This is a genomic window from Stygiolobus sp. CP859M (assembly GCF_037389975.1).
Classification (GTDB): Archaea; Thermoproteota; Thermoprotei_A; order Sulfolobales; family Sulfolobaceae; genus Stygiolobus.
The window spans coordinates 121765-144890 of the sequence record NZ_JBBHKS010000005.1; the positions used below are offsets into that span (position 1 = coordinate 121765).

The following is a 23126-nucleotide window of genomic DNA, read 5'->3' on the forward strand; positions in this document are numbered from 1 at the left end:
CATCACCTTTTATTTAGTATACTCTTTCCTCAGGTTTCCACTTGGTAATTTTAACGGGCTTATAAGTTATCTCTACTGTGTTCCCCCTCAAATATGCAATTGTGTGTTTTAGCCAGTTCTCATCATCCCTCTTCGGATAATCTAATCTGTAATGGGCACCTCTAGATTCCTTTCTGTTAAGTGCGGTTGAAGCTATAACTAACGCTAAGTCCAGCATGTTCTTCATCTCTAACGCGTTGTAGAACTCAGTGTTGTAGATGTTCGACTTATCCAATACGTAAGTGTCTTTTGCCATTTCTCTTAGCTTTAGTATTTCAGATACCGCGTTTTTCATCCCGTCCTCATTCCTGAACACACCTACGTCCTCCCACATGACCTCCCTTAATTTATTGACTACTTCTCCGAAGTGAACTCCACTCTCTCTCTTGACAACGTCGTAAGCTGACTGTTCCGCTTTTTCAGCCTCTTTATCTATATCTGATGATGGCTCAGTATAGGACTTAAGGAACTCAACTACGGCTCTTCCAGTTTCCCTACCGAAAACCAAAGTCTCCAGCAGGGAGTTGGAACCTAGCCTATTAGCACCGTGCACAGAAACACATGCGGCTTCGCCAGCAGCAAATAGACCCATTATGTCGGGGTTTCTGCCTTCAATGTTTACATCTATACCTCCCATATAGTAGTGCTGAGCCGGTCTTACCGGTATCATCTCTTTGGTAGCGTCAATTCCAGCGAAGGCTTTTGCAGCTTCATAAGCCAAGGCAAGTCTTTCCTTAATGTACTCTTCACCTAAGTGTGTTAAGTCAAGACCTACATATCCACCAGGGAACCCTCTACCTTCCTTAACTTCGGTAAGGATAGCCCTAGAGGCTATATCCCTAGGTGCTAGATCGAGTTTCTTAGGGGCGTATCTAGCCATGAACCTCTCTCCTTTGTTGTTTCTGAGGATTCCTCCCTCGCCCCTCGCTGCCTCGCTTATGAGAATATCTGACGGATAGAGAGCTGTGGGATGAAACTGTACGAATTCAGGGTCTTTTAACGCTACACCGGCTCTCAGAGCCATTGCATATCCGTCGCCAGTGTTGATGTAACTATTAGTGGTGTGTTTATACAGCATCCCCATGCCTCCTGAAGCAATTACTACAGCCCTAGCTTTGAAGAATACCGGAATCATGTTCCTCATGTCGAAGGCAACTACTCCCCTGACCCTGCTCTCGTCCCTAACTAGCTCCCACGCAAACCACTCGAAGTAAAAGTCAACTTTTCCAAGACCTGATGTCCTCTCGTAAACAGTATGGAGAAGTGCCATTCCAGTTTTATCACCAACAAACCTGGTTCTAGGATACGTCTGCCCTCCGAAATACCTTACGGCAATTCTACCATCGGGTTGTCTATTAAATAATGTACCCCAACTTTCTAGGATCTTGACGATCTCACCTGATTTGTAAGCTAAAAGTTCTGCCGCATCTTGGTCTACAAGATAGTCTCCTCCTTTAATCGTGTCGTAAGCCATGTAATCGGGGTTGTCATTAGGGTCAGAATTTCCATCTATGTACGCGGCTATTCCTCCTTCAGCAGATGAAGAGTGGGATCTTGTGGGGAAAACTTTTGAAATGACGGCAACACTATATCCGGCAGAAGCTATTTCATGAGAAGCCATTAATCCAGCTAAACCAGCCCCGATAACCACTACGTCATAATTAACTTTCTCCATAAGATGATTGACGTAAATTCATTTAAAAACCTTGTTCATATTAATTCTTGCAAGGTACGTACAACAAATTTAGGTTTAACATCACTATTCTCCACGTCCTTAGTGGTAGAAATGCCTGTCAAAACTAGAACAGTGTCTATACCAGCGTTGATCCCCATTTTTATGTCAGTCTCGAGTTGATCTCCTATCATGACGGCCTTGTTAAACCCTCTGTCTAATTTTGTTATCATGAAAGCTACCTCGATCATCCAAGGGTTAGGTTTACCAGCGACAAAGTCTGGTGTTCTTTTCAACGCATAGGAGATGGCATCGGCCAACGCTCCAGCACCCAGTTTAAGACCGTCTCTAGAAGGCCATAGTCTATCCATGTTAGTAACAATGAATTTAGCTCCGTTATATACTGCCCTCATCGCCGCGGAGAGTTTTTCGTATGTGCAAAGCCTGTCTAAGCCTATAACTACAGCGTCAGGTGTCTCCTCTTCTAAGTCTCTCGTGTTAAGGAGCCTAAAGCCGTGGTTTTTAAGTTCCTCTACAAGCCCTTCCTCTCCTACTACAAATACGGTCTTTATGTCGGTTTTCTCTTTCATGTAGATCGCAGCAGCAGTACCGCTAGTTATAATATGGTCGGGAGAAATTTTCAGACCTAAGGAATTGAGTTGTCTAGAAAGGAGAACTCTACTAAAACCTGAATTATTCGTTAGGAGTAATACTTTATGGCCGGAATCGATCAAATTTCTTATCGCATATATGTTAGGCCATATTGGTTCTCCTTCTCTCATCAGCACTCCGTCAACGTCACTAATTATTAACTCGTAGTCATTTAAGGACATTTGTCTCAAACTCTTTAACTTTTTCGCTGACCTTAATTTTTAATTCACTTTCATTATCGCTAAAGCCGAAATACCCGAAGGGGTAGTATAATAATGCTTCACAATTCCATTTTCCGGTAAAAGCTGGGGTGATTTTAAAGTAGTATTTGCTATATCGTCCGCTGTAAACCCCTATTAGAAACACTTTTCCTCCCTTCTCGGCTATGTAAATTTCACATTCGTCGCTACTTTTCCTAAGCAATTTATCCACTCCTAAGTCGTCCTTAGACAACAACATTTTAACCCCCATATCACTGTTAAAAATGTGAATTCTGAAGCTATTACGAGAAAATATTACTCGAAGATTAAAAGTTTACCAAATATTAAGGTGATTTCCGGCGTATCGGTTCTTGAGAGCGCTTTAGTCTACTTACGAAGCTTAACGCTAGGAATAGAATATTTCATCTCATTAATCTTATACTTATCAGTAATGTTAATTCTCCTAAGAGAGCTAAAAGTTACATTGTTTTTCTTAGACTTAACTGCGTTCATTTACCTCATTTTCCCCTTTTTTTCGAGAGACTTCCTCTTGTCCTTCGGTATTATTGCCCCTCTAGTCGGATACGGAAGCTTAGCTAGTAAGTCGGAAGCAAAAGCTACTTTAATTATGTTTTTGTCCACTTTTGTACCGTCTATAGCTTTTGGCTTTAGGTTAGACATATTAATTTATTCCATTACAATTACGAGTATTTTCTATATTTACGTTTATTTATTGAACAGAAAGGGAGAAAAGCTTACGGGTCTCAAGTCGTTACAGATTGTAAGACCTTTCATAGAAGGGATAGTTAAAAAGGACTACGAGGCATTAGAGAAATTCCTTGACGGGCTAGGGATTAAAACTAGCTTAAGGATCGGTATGTTTAGGTTTACAAATCACTTCTTTGTCCTGCCGAAAATACATTTCGGGCTAAGCGGTGAAATAGGTAGTTCTAAGTTCCTTTACCACTTAGAAGAGTTGAATCCAAACAACATAGTTTTTCACGGCCCTGGTAGTCATGAGATAGATATTACAAGTAATAAGCAAACAAAGGAGGTAGCTAAGTTAGTCTTTTCCGAAGAGATTAACGAGACAAACTGGAAGGATCAAACCTTTTATGGGATATACCCTTGGAGCTCTCGTTGTAATTTCAGGGGTGTTACACTATTGTTTTCAAACTCATCCCTCACATTCGTTGAGAGACCTGGCAAGGGGATAGATGACCTGCCCTTGAAACTGTGGGATTATGTGACAAAGGGTGCAGACTATATTGTTGACTGTCATAACGAGTATTTAAGTGAGGAATTACCAAGTCACTCGGATAAATGTATAATAGAAAATGTAGAGAACGTGAAAAAGTTCAGGAGATCAGCTACGTTAAAACCACTACTTGTAGCTATAAAGGAAGGTATGGTGAAGAATTGTGAAGGACTATGTAAGAATGTGGTGAGGGTGATAGTAATTTCAGATGGGGAAAAGAAAGTAGGGATAATTTACCTATATGCCAATAACTCCGATCCTTCTCTAACTAAAGCAATTAGAGAAAGAATAGGTAAGCTTGTGGACTTCCCTCTTTTAGTTACACCCGATGATCACACGTGTACCGCGTCTTCAATGAGAGATCTTTATTTACCAGCACAATATTGCAAAGAATTATTAGATCTTGCCGAAAACCTAACGAGGGAGGCAATCTCAGACTTGAAGGAGGTAAAGGTTAGTGTTAAGGAGATAGATGTAAAAGGTGTAAAAGTTTTAGGAAAAATGCTTTCGAACTTTGTAACTGCTTTGGAAGAGGTGGGAAACTACACAATAAGGACTTTTTGGATACCACTAGTTTCCCCGTTGATGTTGTCTTTGTTGCTTATACTAATTACTAATGGCGTTATTAAACTCTAGTATCGTCCTATCTACACTTTCTTTCCACTGGTTTAACATTGTAGGAGATTGAGGATAGTTGAGGTATAGTTGTTTTATCCTCTTCATGTAGTCAGCAACGGTCTTTAACTTGAACAGTAGAGAGGGTCTACCTAAAGCTGATATAACTCTCATAGCTTTATCGGCAGCTGATAAGTGCAAGTCCCCTTTCTCGCTTGCCTCAAGTAGGTCTTCCTCCTTTATGACTTTCCTCTTCATCCCGTAACCTATGTCCTCATCGGTGAGTTTTTGTAGGAACCTTCTGAATATGTCTAAGCTGGCTTGTTTAGCTCCGTATTCGTTTATGTAGCATAAGTTCATGTTCCATAGACCGTTTGTAGTAAAGTCACCAGTCTCATATGCTGATAAGATAGTCCTTGCTGCACAGTACCCTGAGATCATTGCTGAGCCCTTACCACCGCCGTGAACTGGGTTAACTGTATAAGCTGAATCGCCGACTACTATAATTCCATTCCAGACCATTGAATAGAGGGGTCTTCTCGTCGGAACAAGTGCTCCTCCTTTTACTAACAACTTATTTCTGTCCACATCAGGTGCGTAAGTGTCCAAGTACTTCTTATAATACTCGTGGATACTTCCGTATCCCATACCTCCTTGAATTCCCAGTCCCACATTTACTTTGTCCTTACCCTTGGGGAAGTACCACCAATAACCTCCGGGGGAGGCTTTTTGAGTCACATAGATCCTCAAATAGTCACTATCTTCTACATCGTCTTTAGTTAATAAGACCTCTCTGTACGCGATATCTGTATCCCTTTCGTCTAAGTCCTCAGCTACTGGAAGGACTGGAGGTAGTTTGCTTCTGAAACTTCTGGAGTAACCGGTAGCTTCAACTACCACTTTAGTGTAAACCGTAACTTCTTCATTAGTTCTTCTATTGTTCAATACAGCACCTACGACAGTATCATGATCAATTATGGGTTTTACTGCGGTCGTCTGATCCCATATCTCTACTCCTTTAGCTTCTGCTTCTCTAAGTATCCTCTGGTTATAAGCCGGTGCGTTAAGCTCGAATCCTTCACCTTTAACAGTCCAAACGGTCTCCATATCGGGGCTGTATAATTTTATACCGCTTATTTTATTCTCCAACTCATCCCCTCTCGGATAAGGCATACCGAGCCTATCGAAGTGGGCTTTACTTACAGCATCTCCGCAGGGCTTATCTCCTATTCTGTTCCAAGATTTACTGTCTATTAGAAGGACTTTCAGCCCGTGTCCTGCTAGGTGGTAAGCAGTACTTGCACCTGCAAAACCGCCTCCGATGATTAACACATCATACTTTAATTCCTTCAAACTATTCACGCTATTTCTCTTACTCAATTAGTAGGCTTTAAAACTATTTTCTACTTATCCTATACACTAGGGTTTCTGCAGTTATCCTTAAGTAAGTTTGCGCGAGTATTGTTAGGTAATTGAGAGAATAATTTCTCTATTAAACTCCTATTTTCGTTATCACAGTATAAGAGGACTCCATCAGTCTCTTTTTTGCTATTTTCCTCTACGACTTTAGCCATGTCTTCCCTTTTCCATAAGAAAAGTTCGTATCCTATGTCTATATTGTCTAACATTGGCTCCCTTATGTAATCCACGACCTTATGGAAAGGTTGTTGTGATATTACGTTAATAAGCACTTTTTTAGCCCCGCTTGACCTCACGTCTGCAAAGATCTTTCTAAAGGTTTTCTCTAAGTTCTCATCTTTCATTGCTACAAGGACTAGTAATGCTTTCATCTATTTTTGCTCTTGTTGTAAAGTATTAGTGTTTTTCGCTGGTTTGAGGAAATACTGAGTATTTTCTAATATCTTATTTATTGTAAACACTACAATATTATATTGTGATAGCACAAGTAATATACCGAAAATTCGACGAGAAAATTGAGGAGATTACTAGGAAACTAAGGAAGTTAGGGGTTGAAATAGTATTCACTAAGGGTGAAAAAGACGCTGTCTGGATTAATTCCTACAATGTTTGGAGTGAGGGAGATGAATATGACGTGGAGGAAGGTTATTACGACGTTAAGATTTACGAAATGATAAGAAGAGCAAGGTTCGGGGTCAGCTCTTAATTTGGCGTAGGAAGTGAGAAGAATCAGTAATGACTAAGTATCCTCTAGCTTCCGGCGGGTACTCCCTAGTGATACCACCTACGTATATAACTCTTGCCAGCTTATCTATCTCAAGCCTTTTCTGTTGTGCAATTATTATCCAATCCCAAGGACCTGCTCCTACGTTCCTCCTGAGCTGATCTACGTCACCTTGATGCCCGTGTAGTATGTAGTATTTAACCGAGGAGACCTCCGCTATGTACATTGTAGTACCTATAATTTCCTCCCTATATCTAGGTTCTGCCATTATACATTTCAATGCATGAGGATCCATATCTCCTTGAATATAGACTATCTGAGCCCAAGGGGCTATACTCCTTATAACATATAGGACGTCAATAACTCTTGGACACTCGTAGTCCCAGTAGCACTGAGTAGTATCCCCGTCAAGTACAATAGTCTCTGGTTCTTCTTTTTTGATTATCGAAGATAATGTGCTTTCGACGTGCGGTTCTGGAAACCTTATGTTACCCATCACTAGGATCTTCAATCTTAAACCCGTTATTACTAATATGTATTTTAACTATTTTTTATTTTCTCAGAAAGGGTTAGCATTAGAATTTTATAACTCGTATTCATTATTCTTTTTGAACCAAATTGGAGACGAGGACTACGGTGTTACTTTCGGTAATATTGCTTATACTTCCCACAGTGCCAGCATATGTTTTAAATTATCCAGCGTTCTTAGTAGCTTCAGCAATAGGGCTCATTATAGTTCTTTATATTATGTACTCTAACCGTACTTGGGAAACACTTAAGGGGAAGGTAGTAGGGACGTACTTCTCCGGTGTATTCGCCGTAGGTATAACGTTAGGAATATTCTTCTCAGCCTATTCAAAACCGAAACTTTTTGCGGAGACTGGTCTAATATTCATAATACCATTCATAGTCCAATTCCTCCTTTTGCTGAAAGACATATTACCCTCTATGATTAGTAAGGACTTACTTTACTTCAGCAACGGTTACGTACCTTTTCTTCTGGTACTGATAATAGGTTCGGTGATCGGAAGATTTTTGAGTTCATTTTACCCACTGATAATTTTATATTCAGGAACTTTAGTGGTAGCTATTCTGGTATTTTTATACTTTAGGAGAAGTGGGTGAAATGGAAGTAGCGATAGTAGGTGCAGGGCCTGCTGGATTATCTTTAGCCTGGTTTTTGAAAGGTACGAAATATAACGTTACTGTTTATGAAGCGTTAGACGATGTCGGAAAAAAGCCTTGTGCTTGGGGTCTTATGAGCGGGGTTGAGTCCTTACTCCCGATCACGAAAGATAGTATAATTAGCGAGATCAAAGGCTTCAGGATTTATTTGAACGATAAGCTTATACACGACATAAGGGGAAAACAAACTCTCGGTTATATTATAAATAAACCCTTGTTTCTGAAACATCTTGCCGAAAGGCTCAACGTTAAGTTTAATTCGAAAGTCATCAGGAAGAGAGAAGGGGGTAAAGAGGAGTACTATTTGGTTAACGGTGAGAAGATTAACGCGGATAAGGTAGTAATTTCTAACGGTCATTATGAACTACCTAAGGATCATACGGTACCGGCAATTCAATATATTACGGACTACAAGATAGACCCAGAGATAGTTGAGTTTTACTTCTACAGCGATTTGTTAGGATATGCGTGGATATTCCCCGATGATAAAGGTAGTAAGATAGGGATAGGAGGTTATGCCGATGTTAGTTTTCTAAAGGAAAGATTATCTAAATTAGTGAAGGGTAAAGTATTCACTTTTCACGGGGCTAGGGTCTCGGATTATGGTATAGATGAGTTGAGGCTTAACGAGAAGACTTATGTCGGAGAAGCTTTAGGTACTGTATATCCTCTCACTGGAGAGGGTATAAGACCTTCCATACTGAGCTCCAAAATTTACGCTGATACGCTTTTAGGGGACAAGGATTTTGTCAAGGAGTTCAAAGCCTCAAAACTATACTTCACGATTCAAGCCCAGGCTAAAATAATAGATAGTGTCAAGAAGAAAATCATTAGTATTGGTCTACTTTCTAAGCTAATAGCTAAAAGTGACCCAGACCTTGTATATAGAATAGCTATAGGAGACTTTGGCATGTCCGATTTAATTAAGTTGTTTGGGAGGTCACTACTATGACCTATATTCTCGATGACATAGATAAAAAGATAATAAAGATACTTCAGGAAGATGCGAGGACTCCGTTTTCTAAGATAGCTAAAATGCTGAATTTAAGTGAATCTACAATACACATGAGAATGAAGAGACTGAGAGAGAACGGGGTCATAAAGGGGTTTTACGTAGATATAGACCCTGAAGTGATAGGTTACAACGTGGTAGCTTTCGTTATGATTAAAGCTGATCCCAAAAAATATGAGGGAATCTTGAAGAGGATCTCCGAGTTCAAAGAGGTTTTGGAGGTTTATGATGTAACCGGTGAATATTACGCCTTATTAAAGGTGAGAGTTAAAACGAGGGAGGAGTTAGCTAAGGTTCTCGATATGATAGGAAATATGGACGGAGTAACTTCAACATATACAATGTTCGTCTTACGGACTATTAAGGAATTGAGAAGTGTAATTTTAGACTGATCGGTGCGAGAGCTCGTCATCACATTTTCAGCCGGTTTTTTAGTCCTCATTTCTTAAGTTTCTGAATCAGGTGCTGGATAATATATTTTGCAGGGTTTACGTTAGTCGCTTGATAAAATCCCTTCCAGAGCGGAGCCGCGTTTACCTCAAGCACTTTATAACCACCGTCTAAATCCTCGACTACGTCGAGACCAGCGTAATCCAGTCCCAAGACGGTTGTGGACTTCAATGCTATCTCCTCAAGGTATTTGTCCGGTAAGATAACTTGTGTTAAAGCCCCTTGAGCAACATTGGTCTTCCAAGAGGTTTTGTTTATCCTATATATACCGCCTATTACTCTATCTCCAACCACGAAGACTCTTATGTCTCTTTCCGGCTTTCTCACGTATTTCTGTATGTACACAGGTTGATTTACGGACAAAATTGATTTAGCTATCCTGAACGCTATATCTGGGTCTGTAACTCTTACTGCTCCGAGACCAAGGCTTCCCACCAAGGGTTTTATTACCACCTCTTTCCATCGCTCTGCAAGTCTCATAGCTTCAAAGGGACTCTCCACTAATGCGGTCTCAGGTATGGGGATCCCTGCACTTTTTAGCTTTACTAAGCTGCTAAACTTATCTCTAGCGTCGAACATGGATTCAGGTCTATTAATTAACGTTACACCGTTGTTTTCCATAGCTTTCAGTGTGTCGAATCTTTTGATAAGTTGTTCAGTGGAGGATATGAAACCTAAGTTCCTTACGACTCCTCCATCTATCATTAATGTTTTTCCTCCATATGTAAATTCTACACCATTAGTCGTAATAACTGGATTTATCTGTGAAATCCTTAAATATATTGCAGTATGACCATTATTCTTTATTTCTAGAAGTAGTTGCTTAGAAGCCTCAGTGACCTTTTGAGACTCGTGGATTACTGCAATTTTAATAAGTTATCACCAATTTTTTCCTCATATGAGTCGTTTTTATAGTTTATTAATACCCGCCTCGTTAAGTAAACCCGCTGTAAGGAAGTCCGGAATAGATATTACAGCTTCCCTAAACTCTTGCCTTACGTCTATTTTTCTCACCAACGATAAATAGTTAGATACAGCACTAGTATATTCCGCCTTAACATATTCCTTGTAATCTGCACCTTTCAAGTCATAAAGCTGTTTTGCACTCCCTACCAATACCTTCAACTCTCCTTTTTCGTATTTATATACGTCTATGTAATCGTCTATGAGCTGGTAAGCTATTCCCAGTTCTTTTCCCAATTCTATCATAAGATCCACAACTTCTTCTCTTTTCGCTGCAAAAGCAGATAGCATTGTAGACAGTTTAAAGAGACTCGCAGTCTTATACTCTATAGTCTTCATATAATCTACAGGGGTACCGAAAATGTCCTTTAATGCACCTATAGCAGTGTCCCTCCAGAGGTCAATACTTAACTTTAATGCCCTCTCCCCGTAACTCGAGATAATGTTCAATGCGGAGGGAATAAGAAAGTTGGTAATGAATATTACCCTTCTGTTTGTGTAAACTGCCCAAGCCGCCTCCACTCCTCTCCTTGTAAGGTCGTAATCAACAATGTCATCTAAGGCTAGGGAAGATGAGTGAAGGATCTCAGAGGCTAAAGCAGCTTTATATGAATTCGACTGTTCCCCTCCTAAAGCTTCAGTGAAGAACATGGTAAGCGTTGCCCTGAACCTCTTACCGTCCTTCAGAATGTATTTACTCACTTCCAATAACTCCCAGTCCTTTATATCTGATAAGTAATCTTCAATGAGCTTATCAACGATCTCTTTAGTACGTCGCCAATAAGTTAGAAAATCCACTTCATAACACTCTCGCGGGTTGCTTAAATAAATATGTTAAAATTGATAAATAAACTGGTGCAAGTAAAGGGTCAACGTCAAAGATAATCTCCCTCACGTTCTTTCCTTTAGCCCTAAGTTCGAATTCCATACGCCTGACCGTTAAAACATCGGCTCCAGTAGTTATAAATGTATATGTATTGCTAGAACCAAGAAAATCCTCGTGGCTCTTTATTTCAGTATTAAGGTATTTCTGCATTAAATTGCGTGCGGGTAAAAGAAGCGGGGAGAGAACAATTAAACCGTTGAAATCTACTTCCTTAACTTTTTCTTTCAACCATTCCTCTAATGTGTTAAGGGAGTTAAGCTCCTTTAATATTTCCTCACTCCTCTTGTTTTTGTTTATGGACGAGATTTCCTTGAGGAGAGATAAAGACGTCTCTATTTCACATAACTCTCCTTCCTTACTCAAGATTTCCACATCACCTTTACCTTTCTCCTTCTTCATGTCTACGTTACACGTTATCAGATATCCTTCTCCTCCTAGAGACCACATGGAGTCCAAAAAAGGGATGACGTCGTTTTTGTCGTGTAGAAACGCAATTACGTTATTAACGTCAGCGTAAGGCTTCTCCGAGAATAAGAAGTCGTATAAATTAACGAGCCTCACAACTTTTTCCGACAGTTGTGAAAGGGCTCTGTAAAGAGTGAACGCTTCCAATTCACTCTTTCTGTTGTACACTATAGTGAAATCCGAGCCGATTGAGGATAAAAAAGGAATCGAGAAGAGGTTCAGACTAAAGCGGTCTTTAGGGAATTGCAACAACTACACTCTCCGTCATTAGGTTTCTCTGGTAACCTCCTGATAACTTCGTATAGGAGCTTTCTGGCCTTTTCAGTGTTCTCGGACATGACTTTAGTAACCTCCTCAGCCGTAACTGGTATATCCGCGAAAACGTCGTAGTCCGTAACCATTGCTATAGTCGCGTAACACATCTGTGCCTCGCAAGCTAAGTTAACTTCAGGAACCAAAGTCATCCCTATTATATCAGCCTTGAAGACTTCCTTCCAGACCTTACTTTCGGCTCTTGTCGAGAACCTAGGACCCTCTATACATATGTAGGTACCGGAAGGGTGAGTAGTTATCCCCAAATCCCTCGCTGACTCTATTATTATCCTTCTGAGGTGGTTACAAAATGGGTCTGCCATCGATACGTGAGTGACTACGGGACCGTCAAAGAATGTATATTCTCTACCTTTTGTCATGTCTATGAACTGGTCAGGGATTACGAAGTCGCCAGGCTTATAATCGAGCCTTAAGCTCCCAACAGCTGAGACAGAAATTACCCACTTAACCCCCAACTCTTTTAACGCCCATATGTTAGCTCTGTAATTTATCTTATGAGGAGGGATTTTATGTCCTCTTCCGTGTCTGGGTAAAAAGGCTACTTTCTTCCCCTCTAACTCACCGAGAATTATGTTGTCGCTGGGTTGACCGTAAGGTGTATAGACCTTTATCTCCTTCACGTTTGTGAGTATTTTCGGATCGTATACTCCAGAACCCCCTATTATCCCGATTGTTGTCTTATCTTTTAGTTCAATCATCAAAGAGTTTTTTACGTTCAGATATAAAAAGTATAAACCATAAACTTGATAAAGGTTTAGATATAGATGTCATGGGAGTGTTGAATTGCCTAAGATACCCGTTAAGGTAGTAACATGGGATGAAGTTGTAGAGTGGTCAACAAGACTCGCGGAAATAATTAAAGAGGATAAATATCAACCCGACGTAATAATAGCAATAGCAAGGGGAGGTTTGGTACCAGCAAGAATAGTTGCCGATGTATTAGGAGTTATGGATGTGTTGTCCATAAAGGTAGAACATTGGGTGGAAACCGCTTCACACACTCCTCAGGCTAAGGTTAAGTACGCGTATAGGCTGGACTTAAGTGGTAAGAAAACTTTGATTGTGGACGATATAACTGATACCGGTGACAGTGTTGAGTTAGCGAAGAAATACGTATCTGAGAATTTCTCTCCTGCAGTGACCAAGACAGCTACAATGCAATACATTAAGCCAGTAGCTAAGGTTAAGCCAGATTATGTAGCTTCAATAGTGGAGGACTGGACATGGTTTATGTATCCTTGGAACTACTGGGAGGACGAAATAAACCTTGTAAGAAAACTAATGAATGAGGGGGTTAAAACTGAGGAGCTAGAGAAGAAGTTTTTAGAAAGTTATGGTGTAAAACCACCTGTTCCATTACAGAAAATACTTCAAGAAATGAAAAGAAGAGATCTCTTATCTTAGCATACGATAAAAATATAATTTGCTAAAAAGTGAGTTAATTATTATCCTAGTATACCTTATACCTTAGCTTACCTATAGCTCCTCCGAAAGTCTTCTTTACCCATTCCCCGTCAGGAAGTTCATCTCCTATCACGTACACTTTCGCACCGTAGTTCTCCGCTTCTTGTGCCAGCTTCTCCAGCTCCGAGCCAGGCTCATCATACACAACTAGTGAGTCTATCGCACCCATCTGTAACGCTTTTCTTATATCACTAATTCCGTAAATCACAAGCCCGTCATCCTTAGCAAGGTGGTATTTTATCTCTTCAAGTAAGTTCTCCACTTGAATGTACTTCTGGTTCTTCAGTAAATCCTGAGCTTTCATTACTAACTCCTTAAGTCCTGCATCACCTTGATCTGGTACATCAAACAATGGTTGTAATACTAGCTTCTTCAGCCTGTAATCCATATAGTCCCCTTCGTAAAAGTCCTTTTTAGCGTACCCGGGACCCCCTATTAATATCCCTTTCATCTTTTTGTTTTCGACGAACGGTATGAAGAACGCATTTACTTTCTCTCCTACCTCTTTAAGGAAGTTAGCGTACATTTCCTCGATGATTCTGTCAATTCTTCGCTGTGACTGACCACCCATCATGTGCTTCCCTGGAACGAAACCCTCAAACTCCTCTAAGACTTGAATTCTGGTACCTTTCAGTACACCTATCGTCGCATAGTCCCTCTCAACTATTATTAACCCATATACGTCTGACTCCTCTACCATGTCCTCCAAGAATTCCGTATGGAAAGACTTATCAGTACGATAGAAGAATATGGGTACTTTTTCTGGTGGTGAGAACATGAAACATTTGAAATCATTTGTGTCGAAGTTTTCACCGCAGAACAATACTAAACCGTTATCTGGGACTTTATTGATTTGGGTTAACCTATCAATAGCGGACTGTATAGCTGAAGTTACAGCGTCTCTCGTTCGCTTTAACTTAATGTTCTGTGCTATAGACGCTTCTTGTCTCAATAGATTAAGAACATCTGGTACAGGTCTGCCCGGAGGTATGTATAAGGAGAGTAGGACTGTTGCTGGTGCACTCCATTTCTTTAATTCTCTGATTAGAACCTTTAATTCTTGTCTACTTATCAAGTACTTGTCAAAGACTCATCCCTAATCGAGATATATTTACGTGATAACACCTTATAAAATTAAAGTCGTGAAAGGAAAAAATGTCACCTGACTAGTGCCAGAAGAAATTCCCCAATCATTATTGAAAATACACCGGACAAAAAAATGCCGTCGAACGTCCCCATACCTCCAATGCTCACTATCTGTGGACTTGCCTTAATGATCTTATTCATGTTAAGTAAGTCGGCTCCGATGAGTGTTCCTAAAACACTACTTATGTAGGCGGAAATAGGAACGAAAAGTGGTGTACTAAAGAAGAAGATCAAGCTCACGAATGATGAAGTGACTGGCGCAATCAAAGGGTTCATTACGACTCCTACACCGGGCATTACTTTCGAAAAGCGATGAGAAACTAGAACTACTATTAACGTGTTAACCATAATCAGAAGAGGGATAAAATAGGAAAGTTCAGCAGTGAAAATCAATAAGATAGAGGATATTATTACAGGTACGATTGCTCCCCCAACGTTTATCGCAACTAAAGTTTTCCTTATTTCGTATGAAAGTCTTGGTACGTACAAAGGAATGCCAAAAACATAAATTACGTCAACACTGGGCATCAATGCCTCCCTATCTATCTCCTTTAAGACTATATTAACCGGGCTGAAGGCAAAACTGAGAAATGAGAAACTGAAAGCTAAGAGAAAGCTATACACGTCGTTTAAACCAATACTCTTAAAGAGGAATGTGAAATAACCAATAGTGACTATCAGCATTAAAAAGGCGAAAAAAATGTAGACGATTGCGAGTATCCCCCTTACATGATATATAATTAAAATTCTAGGTGGTTTCTCGTAACTCATTGAACATTATACTCCTATCCTGCATAAATAATTCACTCTAACGTAATCCTCATACGTGTTCACATTATAAATCTTTGAAGAGGAGTACTCTACGTCTTGATAATTACTCGTGTTAAACCCCCTCCACAAGCTTATCCCTACGTAATCCCCGTGGTTCTTCAAGGAGCAAATATCCGCTTCGCATGAACTGATGAGGATCTCAACAGCGTCAATAGGTATAATAGGGGTATCAGCTGGAAAGACTAAAGTCGGGATACCTACCTTCTTAACAGCTTCATATACATCCATTTCATAACCTCGTCCCTCTGTTATTATTTTAGACAATGCAGAGAAAATTAAAGGAGAAGAGTTAGTAATTGCTAAGAAGACTTCTTCTGCAAACATCCTAGCTACTTGATAAACGCGATAATAAGAGGGTAAGCCACAAACCTCCACTAGTGGTTTTAAAGGGGTGAACCTAGTTCCTTTACCTCCCGCCATTATAATAGCTTTCAATTCTAACCAACTCCTCTTCGAAGTCTTCGGTATAACTTTTACCGTTAATAATTAGCTTCGGCTCTCCTTTTTTAAGTACACCTATTACCTTACCTCCAATACTCTCCAGTTTTTTAACATCGGGACTCTTAGCAACCGTAATGAAGCAACCTGAAGAAATGAGTTGATACGGGTTAATATTCAACGCTCTTACTATTTCTGCCGTTTCTTCCGACACCGGAATTTCAGACTTTACCTCGAGAGTTAGGTTTGAGGCTTTGGCTACCTCAAGCAAGGCTTGGTAAACACCGCCTTCCGTAGCATCATGCATCGCTATAGCGTAGTCCTTTACCTTTAATGCAATGTCTTGTACTGGGATCTTGTACTTGTATCCTTTAGATCTTTTTATGACCTCCGCTCTTACCCCCTTTTTCAAAAGCTCCTCTTCGAATTCATTAGCGAGAATCCAAGTCCCCTCTATTCCCGCCGTTCCGAAAACCAATACGTAATCTCCCTCTTTAGCGTCGGATAACTTCATTATCTTATCTGAGAAGGAGAAGGCAGTAGTTACAACAATATCTCTCTTCACACCTTGAGTTACTTCCGTATGACCGCCTACTACATTACATCCGAGTAGTTTACAAGCTTCGTTTATCCCCTCAATTACGTTGTCAAGTGAGTCCTCACTTTTCAACAATAGAACCGTGGTTACCCACCTACAACGTACTCCCTTCATATTAACATCGTTACACGCAACAACTACTGATAAAAAACCGGCATTCTTTCCTGCCTCGGTTATAGGGTCCGAATGGATTACCAAATATTTGCCTTCTACATCTACGTAAGCGTCGTCTTCACCTATACTTGGACAAACTACGCAGTCCTCATGAGGAATTTTGTTTAAAAATGTGTTAATTGGAATTTTTCCGAAACGCATAATAGTAAATAAACGACAATGATATTTATGGACATCATAGTCATCGAGGACTTATGGAAGGTTTACAAGAACAGAGTAGAGGCATTAAGAGGGATATCGCTACGAGTGAAAGAAGGCGAGGTCTTCTCCTTTTTAGGACCCAACGGTGCAGGGAAGACAACAACCATAAAGATCTTGTCCTGCATCCTTAAACCAACTAAGGGAAAAGTTACTGTAGCAGGTTATGAAGTTCCGAAGGACTGTAAGAAGATAAGAGAGATCGTAAGTGTAGTACCTCAGGAGTTTCAGGGTTTCTCCGAATTGACTGTAAGAGAGAATATCCAGTATTTCGCAAAGCTTTACAAAGTTGACACTGTGGACGACGTGATTGAGGAGTTGGGGTTAAAAGAACATCAGGATAAAAAGTTTAGGGAGTTATCTGGAGGAATCAAGAGAAGGGTAGCGATAGCTTGTGGAATAGTCGGTAATCCAAAGATAGTCTATTTAGACGAACCTACAGTTGGTCTAGATCCCAAGTCTAGGAGGAACATTTGGGAGGTTGTGAAGTCTTTGAAGGACAAGAGGATCACAGTTTTTTTGGCAACTCATTACTTAGACGAGGCGGAAAAGCTCTCAGACCGTGTAGCTGTAATCTATAAGGGTGAGATCGTTAAGTTGTCAACTCCAAGCGAACTCGTAAATGAGTTCAAAAAGGAAAGTTTAGAGGAAGCTTACTTAGAGCTTATGAGACAACTAGAGGGTGTTGATCAATGAGGAACGTTATCCCTACTGCAGTTGCGATCATTAAAGACAATTTGAGAAGTAGAGTTACCCTGGGCTTTGTAATAGTATTTCCATTAATACTCGCCTTCATTTTCTCATTACTCGGTCAAGCTTTTCAACTCCATATAATGGTTTATGTTGCCGGAAATAATAGTGGGGAAATAGCTTCATACCTCAATCAGAGTAAACTATTTATTGCTTATGTTGGAGGTAATCCCAATTACGTCACGTTGTATAACGCAATTTTTGTTAACTCTACTTCTAAAGTAATATATTACAGCCAACTGACAAGTAACTATATTCCCTTATTGAAGTCATATCTGTCTTTGTATTACTTACATGAGCAAACACCATTTACAGCTCAAGAAACTATTACGAGAGCTACTCCAGTAGCTTATGAGATTTCAGGTGTAGTCGGAGTAATAACCCTATCTAATGGTCTGTTTGGGGTAACCGGTGTTGGTAGTGGATATTATAGAGATAGGCTTGTAGAGAGGTTAGCCTCATCGCCAATAAAGGATTATGAATGGGTCTTGGCTTTGATGATCTACGAGGTAGTAATCACAATTCTCTCTTCTATCGCTACCTTAGTAGTAGGTGCGTTAATGGGTTTTTTGCCAGATCTAGGACTTCCGTTTTTAGCAGGTCTGGTATTAGGGACTCTTATGTTTTCAGGTTTAGGTGCAGCGATTCTTGGTTTAACACCCAAGGAGAAAGTGTTCTTGTCTAACATAGTTGCCAATTTCCTAGTTTTACCTTTAATGTTCATCAGTAACGCTTTCTTCTCTCCCTCTATATTTCCGTCATTTCTGAAGGTGTTTGCCGAGTACCAGCCAGTATCATTGCTAAACGATGTGGTCAGAGCAACATTAGTCCTCGGTGAACTTCCTAACCCGGTGTATTTAGGAGTGATATTCATCCTTACCGTAGTATTCTTGGGAATTGGTTCTAGGTTGTTAAGGCTCAGAGAGGTATAAGATAAACTGACGGGGAAAAAGTAAAAACACTTTATAACCTTATTGTAGAACCCAAGGAGCCTTCGTCTTTGTCAAAAACGCTAAGATCCCGTTAGTTGCGTCTTTAGTTAAAACTTGATCTATGAGAAGTTTGAAAGCTGACTCTAACTCACTTTCATACTTTTTGAAAATAAGTCTTCTCATACTCATTAGAGACGAAGGAGCCATAAGTCTGAGTTTATCCATAACTTTCTGTATTTCACCTTCCAAGTTATCACTTACGAAGTGGACTAGCCCTATCTGTTTTGCTTCCTCAGCACTTAGTTCTTCTCCCAAAAGGGCAATCCTGATCACATTATTAATTCCTATAACATCTTTACCTATAGTCACAAGGACTGGTGGGAATACTCCTATCTTAGCCCCAGGTGCCGCAAATCTAGCATAAGGAGAGGCAATCACGATGTCCGAAACGAGAAGTATTTCCATTGACGCACCGTAAGCTATTCCTTCTACGATCGAGATTACTGGTTTGTTGAGATTTATAATGGTTCTATACATATCGAACATTGTAGAGAAAAAATTCTTTGCGTATTCTCTGTTCTCATTTGCCAACTTTAGCTCCTTTATATCAGCTCCAGCTCCAAAGTTCTTGTTTGCTCCAGTTAGCACTATAAACCTTACGTCCTTATAACTGTCTAACTCCCTTAATGTATCGATCATGTCGTACATAAATTCCTTATTCACTACGTTGTATTTTCCGCCAGTGTTGAAGGTTATTTTAGCATAATCTTTTAATACATCAGTTATTAAGGTATTCATCCCTGATTATACCTATGCTAGAGAAATAAATACTTTCTCTGATCTATTTTGTCAGGAAAATTACTTTATTTTATCGATAATTTTTCACCGTATTTAAGTATTATTACAAAAAGATTTGGAATACATATATATCTTTTATAAAACTACGTTTATATCAGATTAAATAAAAATTGTGAGGTAGATTAAAATGAGCGCAGGAGACTTTTTGAGGGGGCTTATTAGAGGAGCTGCAGTTGTAGGATATTTGGGATTTAACTTCGTTATGGGAAAACTAGCTGATTTAGTAAAGGCATTATTCCAATTAGATAAGGAGTGGGTTACGAGAGTTACAATGGGAATGATAGTACTAAGCGTGATATGGGGTATTCTAGGGATTATAGACGCCTTTATGGTCAGAGTTCAAGAGTTTGCTTGGGGAGTAGCCCAGTTCTTACCTCTATCTCCTCAGGAATGGTACGCGTCTGTAACACTTCACGCAATCAGGGACTTGTTCGGGTTTGCTCAACAACTAATTCTTGCAATATTCATTTACTTCACATTTAGGATGTTGTCAATCCAGCCGAGAGCTAAGTGGGTGTTTAACCTAGGCTTCGTATTATTCAACATCTCTTTCATGTTCTTCGAAGGCCCTATTATTATAACTCAACAACAAGGTTTTGACAACTATTTTAGTTCTACTGGTTGGTACTACCTTGCACCAATAGGAATCCCTGGATACTCCCTATACGTAGTGTCTCCCTTCTGGTACATAGCATGGCTTTTAATGGACGCTGGAATATATTTGATGACGGGTTGGTATGTATATCACTTCTACCTTGCGTCAAAGGTTAGGAATGAAAAATTACCTATATTTCTAGTGTTCGGTTTAGTAGTAGCAATATTAATGTTAGAGAGCTACTCTGGTGAAGTAGTGACTACATTATGGGACTTACTAGCATTTTACAAGTTAGTAGGTTATAACGTAATTGCTGACCAGATATCCTTTGTGACATTATGGCACGGAATAGTCTATATTGCATGGTTCCCAGCTGTAGCTTCCTTGTACTTACTGATACCGACCCTTGCGGGTAAACCACTATACAGTGAAAAGTTGGCAAGGGTATCTGCAGTACTATACTTAATATTCTCCACCGGTCCGCTAGGGATACACCACCTATACATGGTTAATTTACCTCCCGAAGTAAAAGTGTTGGTAGAGGTGTTGACAGAGGGTATTGTAGTGCCTTCAATGATGACATTCTTTAACTTGTTTGCTACTGTAAAAGGAGCTAATATTAAGTGGAACCTGCTAGCAGCTTGGACAGTGTTGTCTTTCGCTGGTTCAATATATGGAGGTGTTATGGGAATATCCAATTCAGTTATTTCATTTGACGCAATATCTCATGAGGGCTATTACGTAGTATCTCATTTCCATGCGATGATATTGTTCTCAATAGTTCCTGCTGGATTTGCTGCTCTATACTTAATGTTACCGATGATGACACAGAGGTCTTGGTATTCAGCCAAGATGGCGTGGGCACACTTCTGGGGCTACTTAATAGGTACAATAATGCTTATAGTTGGATTCTCTGAACTTGGATTATCAGGGCTAATAAGGAAAGAAGAAGTTTATCCTCTTTCCCCAGCGCTCATAGACGGGCAGATATTAGCTACGATAGGTGCTGCAATTGCTGACATAGCAACTACTGTGTGGTTAGTAAATGTGGTGTTAACTTTAGTGAAAGGTAGGGTAAGTTATGGTGAGAGTGTTAGTTTGGGTGAGGTTACTAATTCGTTAGTCATGACGTTTAGTGGAGATTATGATATAGTATCTAACGGCGTAATTAAAGGATTTAACCTAGTTAAGACCGAACTAGAGAAGATAGGTATTGCCCATAGAGTATCGAGACAAGCCTCCTAGAAAATTTTAATTTTTTTTTAAATTTTTCTCTTTTTTTTTAATTTTTCTCCCTATTTCTTCTCTTCATCTGTACTTTTTATCTTAATTCATATCGACATCTTAAGCTTTCCTATCTCCTTAAGGATTTCCTCGTTTTGTGGGAACCTCCTTTCCTTATAGCGGGAGAAGATCAAATTTCCGTTCAAATAAATATCAAATATACCGTTACTACCTTGCTCTAGCTCAACGATTGTATTTTCAAAATAGCTTAGAACGTCTCTTGCTAGATCTAATGCTCTATCCAGATAGCCACATGGTCTACAATACACTATCTTAACATGGGTCTTGCCTTCCATGAGAACTATCTTATTTCTTGCTTAAAATAATTTGATAACGAATAATTGCAAACCTTTATTTAATGCGAATTTATTATCCCCGTAATTGGATAGTAAGTGAAATGAAAATAGCTGTAACATATGATAAAGACTATAATTTAAAACCCTTAGATGAAGCTGAAATAATAGGAATTATAAACGAGGAAAAGAAGGAAGTTGAACAGTACGAGAACCCTGGTGTTGGAAGCAAGGAGATGACGATGGACGCTATTCTAAGCCTTGAGCCAGATGCAATAGTAGTTGGCAAACAGTTCTTATGCCCCGGTTCGTATATGATGTCTTATGGTAGAATAAAGTACATTCCTACGGAGTATAAGACTTTAAATGACGTATTAGATCACATAGAAGAATTGAAAAAGAACATGAAAGACGAACTAGAAGAAGATATGTACGCCGAACCCTTCCATCACCACCATCATCACGGACATTTCTAACGTGTAAAATAATGGAAATTATTATTTTTTTAATAAGCTAAGGAGATAAGAATCAGAAAGAATAGAAAGGTTTGTAATTAAAAATTCCCCCTGAGCCTTACATCAAGGAATTTAAATAAAAAACTCATACTCATGGATCAGCTGGATCTTTTTTAATTAATACAGTAGAAGATAAAAAATGTGAATTATATGTTACTGTTTTAGGGTAGTTCATTTATAATAAAAATACGGAAAAATCAAACTGAGAATTAGATTTGTCTGACTATTCTGAACTAGAACTAATAAGTTATAACTTAAATATTTTAGGTATGGGATGTTAGCTCGTATCTTTTCACTTTCTGACGACGGAGTGTTTTTACTCTTAAAGACTTCTTTACTCATGCGAGGAGGCTCTTTTCATGTAAAGTTAGAGTAACTCGATTAAAAATCTTACATACTGTATGAAGTTAACTGATTGTTCGCTAAAAGTGACCACACTCAACGTAATGTTAGATGTCGATGTTACTGGTGTTATAGTTAAAGGAAGCAACCGTTGACGCGAAGTGGTTCGTAACTAAATGTAGTCCTAATGTAACTACTATTATTTAGTACGATAACTATTAGTCCTATTATTTTACCGCTTAGACCTTTCATACGTTTTAGTACAAGTCGGTTATAATAAATTTTATCTATATGTGATATAAATAATATTTTCCTTGGTTGAGTAAGAATCCAAAATGAGTCTAGGAGTAAAATTTGTGTTTCCCGTAGTGTAACTCTAAAGGTTAAAATAGGATAGGGCTGATAATACTCCCACTCATTGAGAAAGCCCGAACAAATGTCCTTGTGAACTATTCTATCAATAGGATATATAATTTTCTTGTCACAAAGATTATATAGGATTACTTACAAGACTAGTGGTGAAGACTAATGAAAGCTTGGTATGTGGTAATACTAGGGATATTGAGCGGATTAGTTAGCTTCTTTCTATTTACTTTTCTGGATTTTTACGCCTTCCTACAAGGACCTTCCTGGTGGTTCAACCCTATAGACGAGTACGTCCTGCCGATCGTAGTAGGGGTAGTAGTTGCCAACTTAGTTTCTGGAAAATTTAATACAATATTAAGGATTTATCTAAACTTAATATCAGGAGTGGTATCTTACGTAGGATCTTACGTGATTATATTAACGTTAATATCTATTCATCAACTTTTAATTTAACAAGGTTCCAAATTTTT

The 23126-nt window shown here is 39.3% G+C and carries 27 protein-coding genes; 11 read left to right on the plus strand and 16 right to left on the minus strand.

Annotated features, from left to right (window positions below):
- Positions 1 to 13: 13 nt before the first annotated feature.
- Genes WIW72_RS01295 through WIW72_RS01305 form a run of 3 tightly spaced genes read right to left on the minus strand, consistent with a single transcriptional unit; the run spans position 14 to position 2821 of the window.
- Positions 14 to 1714, minus strand: a complete 1701-nt coding sequence (locus WIW72_RS01295) for a succinate dehydrogenase flavoprotein subunit (protein ID WP_337701924.1) — start codon at positions 1712 to 1714, stop codon at positions 14 to 16.
- A gap of 35 nt (positions 1715 to 1749) precedes the next feature.
- A complete protein-coding gene (locus WIW72_RS01300) occupies positions 1750 to 2544 on the minus strand; it encodes an HAD-IIA family hydrolase (RefSeq protein WP_337701926.1) in 795 nt (264 codons plus the stop codon).
- The gene (locus tag WIW72_RS01305; RefSeq protein WP_337701928.1) at positions 2531 to 2821 is read right to left on the minus strand and encodes a hypothetical protein; all 291 of its coding nucleotides are present in this window, start codon (positions 2819 to 2821) and stop codon (positions 2531 to 2533) included. Before WIW72_RS01305 ends, WIW72_RS01300 begins: the two co-directional genes overlap by 14 nt.
- A 27-nt stretch (positions 2822 to 2848) precedes the next feature.
- On the opposite strand from WIW72_RS01305, the gene WIW72_RS01310 reads away from it, so the two are divergent.
- Positions 2849 to 4456: a DUF2070 family protein gene (locus tag WIW72_RS01310; protein WP_337701930.1), complete on the plus strand. Its 1608-nt coding sequence runs from the start codon at positions 2849 to 2851 to the stop codon at positions 4454 to 4456.
- On the opposite strand, the gene WIW72_RS01315 is transcribed toward WIW72_RS01310, so the two are convergent.
- Together WIW72_RS01315 and WIW72_RS01320 are read right to left on the minus strand one after the other, a co-directional pair.
- Positions 4427 to 5788, minus strand: a complete 1362-nt coding sequence (locus WIW72_RS01315) for a digeranylgeranylglycerophospholipid reductase (protein WP_337701932.1) — start codon at positions 5786 to 5788, stop codon at positions 4427 to 4429. The two genes, WIW72_RS01310 and WIW72_RS01315, sit on opposite strands and share 30 nt — an antisense overlap.
- A 59-nt stretch (positions 5789 to 5847) precedes the next feature.
- Entirely contained in the window at positions 5848 to 6225 is a 378-nt protein-coding gene (locus WIW72_RS01320; protein ID WP_337701933.1) for a DUF5751 family protein, read from the minus strand.
- A gap of 104 nt (positions 6226 to 6329) precedes the next feature.
- On the opposite strand from WIW72_RS01320, the gene WIW72_RS01325 reads away from it, so the two are divergent.
- Positions 6330 to 6560, plus strand: a complete 231-nt coding sequence (locus WIW72_RS01325; RefSeq protein WP_337701935.1) for a hypothetical protein — start codon at positions 6330 to 6332, stop codon at positions 6558 to 6560.
- Here the strand turns inward: WIW72_RS01325 and WIW72_RS01330 are convergent.
- Positions 6550 to 7089 carry a phosphoesterase gene (locus tag WIW72_RS01330; protein ID WP_156007811.1) on the minus strand — a complete coding sequence of 180 codons (540 nt, stop codon included), beginning with the start codon at positions 7087 to 7089 and terminating at the stop codon, positions 6550 to 6552. The two genes, WIW72_RS01325 and WIW72_RS01330, sit on opposite strands and share 11 nt — an antisense overlap.
- Positions 7090 to 7196: 107 nt before the next feature.
- Between WIW72_RS01330 and WIW72_RS01335 the strand changes: the two genes are divergently transcribed.
- The 3 genes from WIW72_RS01335 to WIW72_RS01345 are packed head-to-tail and all read left to right on the plus strand — an operon-like array spanning position 7197 to position 9167.
- On the plus strand, positions 7197 to 7703 hold the full coding sequence (locus WIW72_RS01335; protein ID WP_337701937.1) for a hypothetical protein: 507 nt from the start codon (positions 7197 to 7199) through the stop codon (positions 7701 to 7703).
- Position 7704: 1 nt separating this feature from the next.
- Complete coding sequence (locus WIW72_RS01340; protein ID WP_337701939.1) at positions 7705 to 8715, plus strand: NAD(P)/FAD-dependent oxidoreductase; 1011 nt, start codon at positions 7705 to 7707, stop codon at positions 8713 to 8715.
- A complete protein-coding gene (locus WIW72_RS01345) occupies positions 8712 to 9167 on the plus strand; it encodes an Lrp/AsnC family transcriptional regulator (protein WP_337701941.1) in 456 nt (151 codons plus the stop codon). Before WIW72_RS01340 ends, WIW72_RS01345 begins: the two co-directional genes overlap by 4 nt.
- A gap of 46 nt (positions 9168 to 9213) precedes the next feature.
- On the opposite strand, the gene WIW72_RS01350 is transcribed toward WIW72_RS01345, so the two are convergent.
- Genes WIW72_RS01350 through WIW72_RS01365 form a run of 4 tightly spaced genes read right to left on the minus strand, consistent with a single transcriptional unit; the run spans position 9214 to position 12570 of the window.
- Positions 9214 to 10098: a RimK family alpha-L-glutamate ligase gene (locus WIW72_RS01350; RefSeq protein WP_337701993.1), complete on the minus strand. Its 885-nt coding sequence runs from the start codon at positions 10096 to 10098 to the stop codon at positions 9214 to 9216.
- A 36-nt stretch (positions 10099 to 10134) separates the two neighbouring features.
- Positions 10135 to 10986 (minus strand): hexaprenyl pyrophosphate synthase, encoded by an 852-nt coding sequence (gene gdS-2, locus WIW72_RS01355; RefSeq protein WP_337701943.1) that lies wholly within the window; start codon positions 10984 to 10986, stop codon positions 10135 to 10137.
- A gap of 1 nt (position 10987) precedes the next feature.
- A complete protein-coding gene (locus tag WIW72_RS01360; protein ID WP_337701945.1) occupies positions 10988 to 11788 on the minus strand; it encodes a hypothetical protein in 801 nt (266 codons plus the stop codon).
- Positions 11758 to 12570, minus strand: coding sequence for an S-methyl-5'-thioadenosine phosphorylase (locus tag WIW72_RS01365; protein WP_337701947.1), 813 nt, complete (start codon positions 12568 to 12570; stop codon positions 11758 to 11760). The genes WIW72_RS01360 and WIW72_RS01365 overlap by 31 nt, the downstream gene beginning before the upstream one ends.
- A gap of 85 nt (positions 12571 to 12655) precedes the next feature.
- Here WIW72_RS01365 and WIW72_RS01370 point away from each other — a divergent pair, with 85 nt between their 5' ends.
- Positions 12656 to 13276: a phosphoribosyltransferase gene (locus WIW72_RS01370; protein ID WP_337701949.1), complete on the plus strand. Its 621-nt coding sequence runs from the start codon at positions 12656 to 12658 to the stop codon at positions 13274 to 13276.
- A gap of 46 nt (positions 13277 to 13322) precedes the next feature.
- Here WIW72_RS01370 and prf1 read toward each other — a convergent pair whose 3' ends face one another.
- The 4 genes from prf1 to WIW72_RS01390 form a co-directional block, all read right to left on the minus strand.
- Positions 13323 to 14411, minus strand: coding sequence for a peptide chain release factor aRF-1 (gene prf1 / locus WIW72_RS01375; RefSeq protein WP_337701951.1), 1089 nt, complete (start codon positions 14409 to 14411; stop codon positions 13323 to 13325).
- Between the two features lie 83 nt (positions 14412 to 14494).
- Positions 14495 to 15253 (minus strand): DUF1614 domain-containing protein, encoded by a 759-nt coding sequence (locus tag WIW72_RS01380; protein ID WP_337701953.1) that lies wholly within the window; start codon positions 15251 to 15253, stop codon positions 14495 to 14497.
- 6 nt (positions 15254 to 15259) lie between these two features.
- On the minus strand, positions 15260 to 15748 hold the full coding sequence (locus WIW72_RS01385; protein WP_337701955.1) for an NTP transferase domain-containing protein: 489 nt from the start codon (positions 15746 to 15748) through the stop codon (positions 15260 to 15262).
- On the minus strand, positions 15720 to 16664 hold the full coding sequence (locus WIW72_RS01390; RefSeq protein WP_337701957.1) for an AIR synthase family protein: 945 nt from the start codon (positions 16662 to 16664) through the stop codon (positions 15720 to 15722). Before WIW72_RS01390 ends, WIW72_RS01385 begins: the two co-directional genes overlap by 29 nt.
- Positions 16665 to 16691: 27 nt before the next feature.
- Here WIW72_RS01390 and WIW72_RS01395 point away from each other — a divergent pair, with 27 nt between their 5' ends.
- Both WIW72_RS01395 and WIW72_RS01400 read left to right on the plus strand, forming a co-directional pair.
- On the plus strand, positions 16692 to 17417 hold the full coding sequence (locus tag WIW72_RS01395; protein WP_337701959.1) for an ABC transporter ATP-binding protein: 726 nt from the start codon (positions 16692 to 16694) through the stop codon (positions 17415 to 17417).
- Positions 17414 to 18403, plus strand: coding sequence for an ABC transporter permease (locus tag WIW72_RS01400; RefSeq protein ID WP_337701960.1), 990 nt, complete (start codon positions 17414 to 17416; stop codon positions 18401 to 18403). The genes WIW72_RS01395 and WIW72_RS01400 overlap by 4 nt, the downstream gene beginning before the upstream one ends.
- Positions 18404 to 18442: 39 nt before the next feature.
- On the opposite strand, the gene WIW72_RS01405 is transcribed toward WIW72_RS01400, so the two are convergent.
- On the minus strand, positions 18443 to 19201 hold the full coding sequence (locus tag WIW72_RS01405; protein WP_337701962.1) for an enoyl-CoA hydratase/isomerase family protein: 759 nt from the start codon (positions 19199 to 19201) through the stop codon (positions 18443 to 18445).
- Between the two features lie 187 nt (positions 19202 to 19388).
- Between WIW72_RS01405 and WIW72_RS01410 the strand changes: the two genes are divergently transcribed.
- Positions 19389 to 21101 carry a cbb3-type cytochrome c oxidase subunit I gene (locus tag WIW72_RS01410; protein ID WP_337701964.1) on the plus strand — a complete coding sequence of 571 codons (1713 nt, stop codon included), beginning with the start codon at positions 19389 to 19391 and terminating at the stop codon, positions 21099 to 21101.
- A gap of 86 nt (positions 21102 to 21187) precedes the next feature.
- Here the strand turns inward: WIW72_RS01410 and WIW72_RS01415 are convergent, their stop codons facing one another.
- The gene (locus WIW72_RS01415; protein ID WP_337701966.1) at positions 21188 to 21436 is read right to left on the minus strand and encodes a SelT/SelW/SelH family protein; all 249 of its coding nucleotides are present in this window, start codon (positions 21434 to 21436) and stop codon (positions 21188 to 21190) included.
- A 101-nt stretch (positions 21437 to 21537) separates the two neighbouring features.
- Between WIW72_RS01415 and WIW72_RS01420 the strand changes: the two genes are divergently transcribed.
- Both WIW72_RS01420 and WIW72_RS01425 read left to right on the plus strand, forming a co-directional pair.
- Positions 21538 to 21909 carry a hypothetical protein gene (locus WIW72_RS01420; protein WP_337701968.1) on the plus strand — a complete coding sequence of 124 codons (372 nt, stop codon included), beginning with the start codon at positions 21538 to 21540 and terminating at the stop codon, positions 21907 to 21909.
- A gap of 909 nt (positions 21910 to 22818) precedes the next feature.
- Positions 22819 to 23109, plus strand: a complete 291-nt coding sequence (locus tag WIW72_RS01425; RefSeq protein ID WP_337701970.1) for a hypothetical protein — start codon at positions 22819 to 22821, stop codon at positions 23107 to 23109.
- Positions 23110 to 23126 lie beyond the last annotated feature (17 nt).

Excerpts from the sequence above, each read along its gene's own strand:
- WIW72_RS01295 (WP_337701924.1), bottom strand. The coding sequence starts at position 1,714 with ATGGAGAAAGTTAATTATGACGTAGTGGTTATCGGGGCTGGTTTAGCT.
- WIW72_RS01300 (WP_337701926.1), bottom strand. The coding sequence starts at position 2,544 with ATGTCCTTAAATGACTACGAGTTAATAATTAGTGACGTTGACGGAGTG.
- WIW72_RS01305 (WP_337701928.1), bottom strand. The coding sequence starts at position 2,821 with ATGTTGTTGTCTAAGGACGACTTAGGAGTGGATAAATTGCTTAGGAAA.
- WIW72_RS01320 (WP_337701933.1), bottom strand. The coding sequence starts at position 6,225 with ATGAAAGCATTACTAGTCCTTGTAGCAATGAAAGATGAGAACTTAGAG.
- WIW72_RS01340 (WP_337701939.1), top strand. The coding sequence starts at position 7,705 with ATGGAAGTAGCGATAGTAGGTGCAGGGCCTGCTGGATTATCTTTAGCC.
- WIW72_RS01345 (WP_337701941.1), top strand. The coding sequence starts at position 8,712 with ATGACCTATATTCTCGATGACATAGATAAAAAGATAATAAAGATACTT.
- WIW72_RS01365 (WP_337701947.1), bottom strand. The coding sequence starts at position 12,570 with ATGATTGAACTAAAAGATAAGACAACAATCGGGATAATAGGGGGTTCT.
- WIW72_RS01380 (WP_337701953.1), bottom strand. The coding sequence starts at position 15,253 with ATGAGTTACGAGAAACCACCTAGAATTTTAATTATATATCATGTAAGG.
- WIW72_RS01390 (WP_337701957.1), bottom strand. The coding sequence starts at position 16,664 with ATGCGTTTCGGAAAAATTCCAATTAACACATTTTTAAACAAAATTCCT.
- WIW72_RS01395 (WP_337701959.1), top strand. The coding sequence starts at position 16,692 with ATGGACATCATAGTCATCGAGGACTTATGGAAGGTTTACAAGAACAGA.
- WIW72_RS01400 (WP_337701960.1), top strand. The coding sequence starts at position 17,414 with ATGAGGAACGTTATCCCTACTGCAGTTGCGATCATTAAAGACAATTTG.
- WIW72_RS01405 (WP_337701962.1), bottom strand. The coding sequence starts at position 19,201 with ATGAATACCTTAATAACTGATGTATTAAAAGATTATGCTAAAATAACC.
- WIW72_RS01410 (WP_337701964.1), top strand. The coding sequence starts at position 19,389 with ATGAGCGCAGGAGACTTTTTGAGGGGGCTTATTAGAGGAGCTGCAGTT.
- WIW72_RS01415 (WP_337701966.1), bottom strand. The coding sequence starts at position 21,436 with ATGGAAGGCAAGACCCATGTTAAGATAGTGTATTGTAGACCATGTGGC.
- WIW72_RS01420 (WP_337701968.1), top strand. The coding sequence starts at position 21,538 with ATGAAAATAGCTGTAACATATGATAAAGACTATAATTTAAAACCCTTA.
- WIW72_RS01425 (WP_337701970.1), top strand. The coding sequence starts at position 22,819 with ATGAAAGCTTGGTATGTGGTAATACTAGGGATATTGAGCGGATTAGTT.